Annotated in this window: 7 protein-coding genes; 1 reads left to right on the top strand and 6 read right to left on the bottom strand. The window is 58.4% G+C overall.

Going from position 1 to position 8,596, the window contains the following annotated elements; genetic code table 11:
• Nucleotides 1-209: 209 nt before the first annotated feature.
• The 6 genes from csgH to WCA53_RS07480 are packed head-to-tail and all read right to left on the bottom strand — an operon-like array spanning nt 210 to nt 3,914.
• Nucleotides 210-548, bottom strand: coding sequence for a curli-like amyloid fiber formation chaperone CsgH (csgH, locus tag WCA53_RS07455; RefSeq protein ID WP_423907507.1), 339 nt, complete (start codon nt 546-548; stop codon nt 210-212).
• Nucleotides 549-595: 47 nt separating this feature from the next.
• Entirely contained in the window at nt 596-1,285 is a 690-nt protein-coding gene (locus WCA53_RS07460) for a hypothetical protein (RefSeq protein ID WP_423907509.1), read from the bottom strand.
• A gap of 47 nt (nt 1,286-1,332) precedes the next feature.
• Entirely contained in the window at nt 1,333-1,872 is a 540-nt protein-coding gene (locus WCA53_RS07465; protein ID WP_423907511.1) for a hypothetical protein, read from the bottom strand.
• A gap of 43 nt (nt 1,873-1,915) precedes the next feature.
• Nucleotides 1,916-2,836, bottom strand: coding sequence for a CsgG/HfaB family protein (locus tag WCA53_RS07470; protein ID WP_423907513.1), 921 nt, complete (start codon nt 2,834-2,836; stop codon nt 1,916-1,918).
• Nucleotides 2,833-3,261 carry a curli assembly protein CsgF gene (locus tag WCA53_RS07475; protein WP_423907516.1) on the bottom strand — a complete coding sequence of 143 codons (429 nt, stop codon included), beginning with the start codon at nt 3,259-3,261 and terminating at the stop codon, nt 2,833-2,835. The genes WCA53_RS07470 and WCA53_RS07475 overlap by 4 nt, the downstream gene beginning before the upstream one ends.
• Before the next feature lie 14 nt (nt 3,262-3,275).
• Nucleotides 3,276-3,914 (bottom strand): CsgE family curli-type amyloid fiber assembly protein, encoded by a 639-nt coding sequence (locus WCA53_RS07480; RefSeq protein ID WP_423907519.1) that lies wholly within the window; start codon nt 3,912-3,914, stop codon nt 3,276-3,278.
• 633 nt (nt 3,915-4,547) lie between these two features.
• On the opposite strand from WCA53_RS07480, the gene uvrA reads away from it, so the two are divergent.
• The coding region (uvrA, locus tag WCA53_RS07485) for an excinuclease ABC subunit UvrA (RefSeq protein ID WP_423907521.1) at nt 4,548-8,596 on the top strand (4,049 nt) is incomplete at its 3' end.

The following is an 8,596-nucleotide window of genomic DNA, read 5'->3' on the forward strand; positions in this document are numbered from 1 at the left end:
CAAAGACCTAAAATGTCCGACGACGACACTTAGGTATTCGCGGTTTGAACGCGTTTCTTTGCTTCGTTTCTTTTCGCGTTTGAAAAGAAATGAAGTCCCGCCCCGGATAGGGGCTAACAGTAATAAGCAAGAAAATACTACTTATGCAGAACGACCACGCGAGAAGAAGGACTCAACCCTAGCCCCACACTCTCCGCGAGCAGCACCCCCTACTGCCCCTGAGCATCAGCCCCCCCGCATTCATATTGCTTAGTCGCCACCGTAGTGCCCCGTTCACTCAACGACACACTCAACAAACACCGCGAAGCAGCGTCACGCTTAGTAGTAACCAAAGACAATCGATGCGGTTGACCCGCGAGAACCCTGACATTGCCACCTTGCACCACGCTCGACGTTCCCGCCGAACTCGACGTCGTGAGCTTGACGTCATAATGCAAGTCAAGGTCTTCAGCTGACCTTACATACGGAATCAACGTAGTCATGCCCTGTTGCACCGACGTCTCAAGCCATACGCTTAAATCTGTTGCAGGTAACATGGCGCACTCCATCGCCCAGCGGGCATTTCGACCCGCTGAGCTGTCAAAGCAGTATTGGATTAGTGCTGTGTGATGCTTGCGTAGTGGCTGTTGCCAGACTGGCTGACGGTCGCGCGGTCACCCGTGCCGCTCTGCGACGTGTATGCAGTATTCGACGAGCCGTTTTGTCCGATCGATGCTGTTTCGAAACTGCCGTTCTGATACGTGTTGGCGTAGTTGCCGCTGCCGTTTTGAGCCACGGTTGTGGTCGAGCTATAAGCCGCTTCCTGAGCCAGATCGGCGGTGTTGTTGTTGCCCACTTGGTTCACTGACGCCGTGTTATACGAACCATTGCTTTGGTTGATGTCTGCGCCATTCGACGTTCCGCTTTGCGCGACCGAAGTCGTGTCATGCTTCTCGTTGTACTGGGTGACGCTGGCCGAGTTCGTCGTGCCGTTCTGGCCGATGTTGGTCGTGTTGTAGCCGCCGAACGTGGTTTGCACGTTCGCCGCGTTCTGAGTTCCGTCCTGGTTGATTGCGACAGTGTTCGAGGTCGTCGACGATTGTGCGACGCTCGCCGAATTATTGTAGTACGCCTGATTGACGCTGACCGTATCGTAGCTGGAGTTGCTTTGATTGATCGTCGCTGACTGTGCCGTGTCATATTGATTTACCGTCGCTGTTTCATGATTCGATGCAGCCGATGCCGAAACGGAGAAACCAATTGCCAGTGCTGCGCTTACGACGAACGAGATGTGCTTGAGTTTCATTGTTATTCTCCAAAGGTTAGGCAAAGTGTAATAGCGTCGTCAGTGGCCTAGTGCTGAACGACGGTTGCAGTTCCGCCATTGCCAGTCTGCTGAATGGCAATAGAGTTCCGCGAGCCGCTCTGGATGACCTGAGCGGAGTTTCCGTTTCCTACTTGTTGGATGGCGGCCGAATTCCCCGAACCGTTTTGAGCGATCGAACTAGCGTTGCCGTTGCCCGACTGCAGCGTCGAGGCACTGTTGCCATTTCCGCGTTGCGAAGATGACACCTGATTTCCATAGCCCGCCTGATTGACGAGCATTGCGTTCTGAATGCCTGCCTGAAAGATCGACGCGACGTTGCTTCCACCGGCCTGCGTGACGAACGCCGCGTTACTACGGCCATCCTGATCGATCACTGCCGACTGGGACGAGCCGGTTTGCGTAATGCGAGCGACGTTCCCGCCCATGGCGAACGCAGGTTCGTCCGGGCCGAGATCAAACGCAGGCGCGGGATCCGCGAAACAGGTTGCGGCAAGTCCCGCGAGCGAAAGGATGCCGCCGCACAGGAACACATGCGACGATCTCGCGTACCGATTTACATTAGCCAAGGGTCACTCTCTCATCGTTTTAAACTTCAGGCTGAACAGATTTTCAAAGCGTCGGTGTGCCCGATGTTGCAGGCGGCGGCACCTTGACTTCAGCCTGATTGAAAATGCCGTTACTCTGCGCGGCGTATTTCTGAATGATCGGGTCGTACCAATCTCCAGCGGTCTTGAGGTCCCACGTGTGCGTACTGATCCCCTGCACGATCAGGTGTACGACAGCCGCCTCGATTGCCTCCCGTACGCACAGTTGCTGGGGTTCGTTGTAGGTCAGGCCGGCTTCGACCTGCAGCAGGTTTTGATAGCCGACGAATTTGTAGACACCTGCCGTCAACTCATAGGAGTAGATGGTCTTGGTCGTTGAGACGCTATTTAGCACCTGACCATTACGGATATCGACCGCGCGCAACGCGATGGTTACCTGATCGACCCGGTACTGCGTCGCAGCTCCGATGCCGAGGTAATTGACGCCCAGGCCACCGGTTCTAAGATTCGTGTCATAGCCAACGATGCCGCCTTCGATAATGACGTTCGCGGGCGTCAGGGCGCCGATCGCCGCGATCGGATGCCCCTTGTCGGCGGGCGTCTCGAGGGCACGCACGATTTTTCTTTCGGTCAACAAATCCTGCAGGTTCTCGCGCTCGACCGGCACGAACCAGTTAGAGGTGCGAAGCGCATCGACTAGCATCGACGCAGCGCCCTGAGTCACCTCGGCTGAAAATGAACTGTCCGGCGAAGGCTTGTATTGACCGGTCTGATCGCGAAAACCGTAGACGGCCGCGACCATCTTTCCCTTGGGTGGCGGCAACTTGGCGAGATCGCGAGTGAATTGCGTCGCCGGCGTCAACTGCGCGTTGTCGAAAACGGGCACTGGACTCGCGCACCCTGTCATCAAGACCCCAAGGAGCAAAGCGCCACTTGCCGCCCCTGCCAACCGTCCGATGCGCGCGTACCGCAGCACGCCGATCATTGGCCCACCTGGAACGTCGTGGTCTGTCCGGTGGTCGTGTCGGTGGTCGTCACCTGAAGCTGAGTGCTGCTTAGATTAGAAACGGTGACCGTGAATTGTCCTGTCGTAATGGTTCCGGGTTGCAATGTTCCATTGGGCCCGATAATCGACGAGCTAACCGATGAGGCAAGCCGCGACAAGATGGCTTGTTCCAGCTGAGTATTGAACTGATCGAGCGGCGTCTGCGTGGCTGAACCCGGCACCGAAACGGCCGGCGCCTGATGCTTGTTGACCGCATCTGCGGTTGAGAGCAGATAGGCACCATTGTCCGCATCACCCCCAAACGTGGGGTTCACGGGCGTGTATATCAGAGAACCGGCGCTGGCAATCTGCGCTGAGAGGGCGAACGCTGCCGCGATCGCTGTTTTCGATCTTAGAGTTATCATTTCTTATTCCCGAACTACATTTCGTCGGATGCGAGATCCTGATCTTTGAAAAGCAACCGATCGAGGTCGGCTTGCACTAAGTTGTCGTAGGTTGTATTGGCTGCCCGCTCGCCGATTGATCTCACGTTAGTGCGCGTTGGCGGAAGAAACGCCTCGAACAGGCGCCGATGCTCAAATTCAACCCAGACGAGACTTCCCCAACGTGCCGATGGCCGCTCGTAGATCGACACGTTGTAGCGATCCGACAGCGGCACGTCGCGCCATGCGGACACGAACGAGTTATAGAAGTCCTGGCCGACCAGCGTGACGACCTCATTGGTTACGATGCCGCGGACTGCGTCGTCGAGAGGCCGTTTATCGACTATGGTCGGGGGGTTATCGCCGCGCATCGGCGTATTGCTGCTCTTGCCTTGTGGCGTGGTCGAAGCCGATAGCGGGTTCTTCGCATCAAAATCGCGGGCCGAGCCATTGCCCGTTGCGTTAGATGTGCTATCCGAGAGAGGAGGGGCGGCGGGCGTGATCGATTGACTGAACGCCGGCGTAAAGAAAATCCCGAAGGTTGCGCAGAGTGAAAAAGAGGTTGAAACGAAAATGAATCTTGAAATGCGCCAACGGCTGTCGCCAGTCAACGCGAGCCCTTCTGTGTTGCTCATACTACGTTCCCCGACTTCTAGACTTTTAATTATTGATTTGCGGCAAGCTACCTTTCAATAATTGTATGAGCATAAGTCGTGCCAAGCTATATAGGACGGGCATCACAAGGACGGTGAGCGTTTCCCGTTTTTGGTGCGATTAAAAAACGTTACATTTTTGATAAAAGCACGATAGCTCAGAACTATTGCTAAATTAACAAGCAATAGTGGAAAGGAAATATAAATATTAGAAAAATGGAGATGTAATGTAATACGAGTATTTATTACATTTTATATTGATTTATTTAGATAATTTTCGAAATACGCGTAAATTCGCGCATCGAATTAGAAAAAAACCGGCGTTTGCAGTTGATTACGACGGTCTTTTAATACGTTACATAGGGTAGGGATGGCGGTAAAACACTAGCGTCGAGGCGCCGTCGGTCCGTCTGACATGAGATAGTTTTAAACCACCCCCAACCTCCACCCCCGAACGCCCAGGTCGAGTTTTGCCGGAAATACTGTATGCGTGTACAGTATCGAAATTATCGACTTGCGTCGCAAAAACGCCCGTCCAACGGCGCTTTGCTTCCTGCGCGCTGCACTTCGATCCACGCCCGTGGACGAACTAACTCATTGAACCGGTTAGGAAAATTGGCATCCAACAACGCAATCCGCATTCGCGGTGCTCGCCAGCACAATCTCAAGAACATCGATCTGGACCTGTACACGGGTCAGATGACCGTGGTTACGGGGCCATCGGGATCGGGTAAATCCAGCCTCGTCTTCGATACGCTCTACGCCGAGGGCCAGCGTCGTTACGTTGAGACATTCAGTGCGTACGCCCGGCAATTCCTGGACCGCATGGACCGTCCGCAGGTGGACCGCGTGGACGGCGTGCCGCCGGCGATCGCTATCGACCAGACCAATCCCGTGCGCAGTTCGCGTTCGACGGTCGGCACGATGACCGAGCTGAACGATCACCTGAAGCTGTTCTATGCGCGCGCAGCCGAACTCTTCGACAAGCAAACGTCCCATCAGGTCAGGCACGACACGCCCGAGACGATCTACGTCGAACTGCTCGAGCGAACGAAAGCCCAGGATCCGCGTATCGCGATCACCTTTCCGGTGGAGCTGCCAGAATCCGCGAGCGACGACGAAGTTGCGCAATGGCTTTCCGCCAGCGGCTACACGCGCGTGCAGGCCAAGCGCCACGTCAACGGCCGGCAGATGCTCGACGTGGTCGCGGACCGGTTCCGGTTGCAGAACACGGAGCGTTCGCGAGCGCTGGAAGCGATCGAAGGCGCGCTACTCCGGGGAACCGGCCGTGTGAACGTGTACGTGCTCGAAGATGAAGTCGAACCCGTGATCTGGCGCTTTTCGACTGGCCTGCACAGCCCGGAAAGCGATATCCGCTATGCCGATCCGCAGCCGGGGCTGTTCTCCTTCAACTCGGCATACGGCGCGTGCGAGACGTGCCGCGGTTTCGGTCGCGTGATCGGCGTGGACCTCGGCCTTGTCATCCCCGACGAGCGAAAGACCCTGCGCGGCGGCGCGATCAAGACACTGCAAACACCTGCGTGGAAGGAAAATCAGGACGACCTGCTTCGGTTTGGCGCCAAGGCGGGCATCAGGCTCGGCGTGCCCTATAGCGAGTTGACGCAAAAGGAACGGGATTGGGTGATTGGCGGCTCGCCTGACTGGTCGGGCAAGTGGCAAAGCGAGTGGTATGGCGTGCAGCGTTTTTTCGATTACCTCGAATCGAAGGCCTACAAGATGCACATTCGCGTGCTGCTATCGAAATATCGCAGCTACACGAAATGTCCGACCTGCGAAGGCGCGCGCCTGAAGACCGAGGCGCTGCTATGGCGCCTGGGGACTAAGGAGCAAGCCGATGCGGTGCTTCCCCCGGCCGATCGTTTCCTGCCCAACGGCACGCAATGGTCGCGGGCGCAGCTCGAAAGCCTGCCCGGGTTGACGGTGCACGACCTGATGTTGATGCCTATTGAACGCATCCGCCGTTTCTTCGACTCGCTGACACTGCCCAGCACGTTGCTCGACGACGCGCTCAAGCTCCTGCACAACGAAGTCCGCACGCGCCTGAAATATCTCTGCGATGTCGGCCTCGGCTATCTCACGCTGGACCGCCAGAGCCGCACGCTTTCCGGTGGCGAGGTGCAGCGAATCAACTTGACGACTGCGCTGGGCACGTCACTAGTCAACACGCTTTTCGTTCTCGATGAACCCAGCATCGGCTTGCATCCGCGCGACCTGAATCGCATTGTCGAAGCCATGCATCGGCTGCGCGACGCCGGTAACACGCTCGTGGTCGTGGAGCATGATCCGTCGGTGATGCTCGCGGCGGATCGGCTTATCGACATGGGTCCGGGACCGGGCGAACGTGGCGGCGCGATCGTCTATGACGGCTCGCCGAACGAGATCCAGAACAGCGATACGCTCACAGGCGCCTATCTTGGCGGCCGCAAGCATGTTGCGCACGCGTCCAACTGGCAACGCCGAGCCGTGGATGCCGGCACGCCGCGCCTCGTGCTCGAGGGCGCGACCCAGCACAATTTGCAGGACGTGACCGTCGAGATCCCGCTGCAGCGGCTGGTGTGCGTGACGGGCGTATCGGGCTCGGGTAAATCGACGCTGATCCAGGACGTGCTGGCACCCGCGCTGCAACGGCATTTCGGCAAGGCGACGGAAACGCCGGGCGCGTTTCGCGCGTTGAAGGGCGCTGACGCCTTGAGCGAAGTCATCTTCGTTGATCAATCGCCGATTGGCCGCACCGCGCGCTCGAACCCGGCGAGTTATGTCGGCGCGTTCGACGAGATTCGCAAGCTCTTCGCGAAGGCGCCGCTGGCCGCGCAGCGCGGCTATAGCGCGGGCACGTTCAGCTTTAACTCCGGCGATGGCCGCTGCCCGACATGCGGCGGCTCGGGCTTTGAACACGTCGAAATGCAGTTCCTGAGCGACGTTTATCTGCGTTGCCCGGATTGCGATGGACGGCGTTATCGGGCGGAAATCCTGGATGTGCAGATCGAGCGCGCAGGGAAGTCGCTGAGCGTGGCCGACGTGCTGGAATTGACCGTTAGCGAAGCCGTCGCGTGCTTTGCAAAGGACAAGGAAGTTCTGCGGGTACTACAACCTATTGTCGATGTTGGTCTGGAGTACGTAAAACTTGGCCAACCGGTTCCAACGCTGTCCGGCGGCGAAGCACAGCGTCTGAAGCTGGCGGGCTTCCTGGCGGAAACGGCACAAGCGGCAGGGAACAAGCCGGGCCGGCTATTCATGTTCGACGAACCCACCACCGGCCTCCATTTCGACGACATCGCCAAGCTGATGCAGGCGCTAAGACGCCTGCTTGAACGGGGCCATTCGCTGATCGTGATCGAGCACAACCTCGACGTGATCCGCGCTGCCGACTGGATCATCGACCTGGGTCCGGAAGGGGGGGACGCAGGCGGCCTCGTGGTGTGCGTCGGCACGCCGGACGACGTGTCCGCGTGCGAACAGTCGCACACGGGCAAGGCATTGCTCGACTACGAAGAATCGATGCAGCCCGGCGCCGCGCAAAAGCGTGCCTCGGGCGTGCCGCTGCAGCTCGCCGCTGAAGTCGCGGCGGCGCGGCGCGCGCTGCAGGGCGAGGACGTGGTGCGCATTGTGAACGCGCGTGAGCACAACCTGAAATCGCTCGATGTCGACATTCCGCACGGCAAGTTCAACGTCATCACGGGCGTGTCCGGGTCAGGCAAATCGACGCTTGCCTTCGACATCCTGTTCCACGAAGGCCAGCGCCGCTACCTTGAATCGCTGAATGCCTACGCGCGGTCGATCGTGCAGCCGGCAGGACGCCCGGAGGTGGACGCCGTGTACGGCATTCCGCCGACGGTTGCGATCGAACAGCGTTTATCGAGGGGTGGTCGCAAGAGCACCGTGGCAACAACGTCCGAGGTCTGGCACTTCCTGCGGCTTCTCTACGTGAAGCTCGGCATCCAGCACTGCATCCACGATGGCGCGCCCGTCGCCGCGCAGAGCGTCGAATCGATCCTGGCGCAGATCGTGCGCGATTTCAAAGGCCAGCACATCGGCCTGCTCGCGCCGCTCGTGGTCAATCGCAAGGGTATTTACACCGATCTCGCGAAGTGGGCAAAAACACGTGGCCATACACATTTGCGCGTGGACGGCGAGTTCCTTTCCGTCGATCCGTGGCCGAAGCTCGACCGCTTCAAGGAGCACACCATCGAGTTGCCGGTGGGCGACCTGATCGTCAGCGCGGACGAAGAAGCGTCATTGAAGGCGATGCTCGAAGAGACGCTCGAACTCGGCAAGGGCGTGATGCATTTGCTCGCGCCGCTCGATGGCCTGCATGGTGCGCTGAACGGCGGCACGAAGGGCACGAAACACGTCGGTGAGCTAAAGGTATTCTCCACCAAGCGCGCCTGCCCGGTGTGCGGCACGAGTTATCCGGAACTCGATCCGCGCATGTTCTCGTACAACAGCAAGCACGGCTGGTGCCACACGTGCGTAGGCACGGGCTTGAAACTCACCCGCGAACAGCGCGAAGTCTACGACGACACGGTGCTCGCAGAAGACGGTGGCCGTGGCCGCGAGCAGACGATTCCATCGGCGGAACAGGAACCGGACGATGTCGGCGACCAGCCGTGCCCGGACTGCGGCGGCACGCGCCTGAACGAGGT

Origin of the sequence: Caballeronia sp., from assembly GCF_049581465.1 — a bacterium.
Taxonomy (GTDB): domain Bacteria; phylum Pseudomonadota; class Gammaproteobacteria; order Burkholderiales; family Burkholderiaceae; genus Caballeronia.

What these genes read in the sequence shown, in the direction of transcription:
- csgH (WP_423907507.1), bottom strand. Translation starts at nt 548, where the DNA reads ATGGAGTGCGCCATGTTACCTGCAACAGATTTAAGCGTATGGCTTGAG.
- WCA53_RS07460 (WP_423907509.1), bottom strand. Translation starts at nt 1,285, where the DNA reads ATGAAACTCAAGCACATCTCGTTCGTCGTAAGCGCAGCACTGGCAATT.
- WCA53_RS07470 (WP_423907513.1), bottom strand. Translation starts at nt 2,836, where the DNA reads ATGATCGGCGTGCTGCGGTACGCGCGCATCGGACGGTTGGCAGGGGCG.
- WCA53_RS07475 (WP_423907516.1), bottom strand. Translation starts at nt 3,261, where the DNA reads ATGATAACTCTAAGATCGAAAACAGCGATCGCGGCAGCGTTCGCCCTC.
- WCA53_RS07480 (WP_423907519.1), bottom strand. Translation starts at nt 3,914, where the DNA reads ATGAGCAACACAGAAGGGCTCGCGTTGACTGGCGACAGCCGTTGGCGC.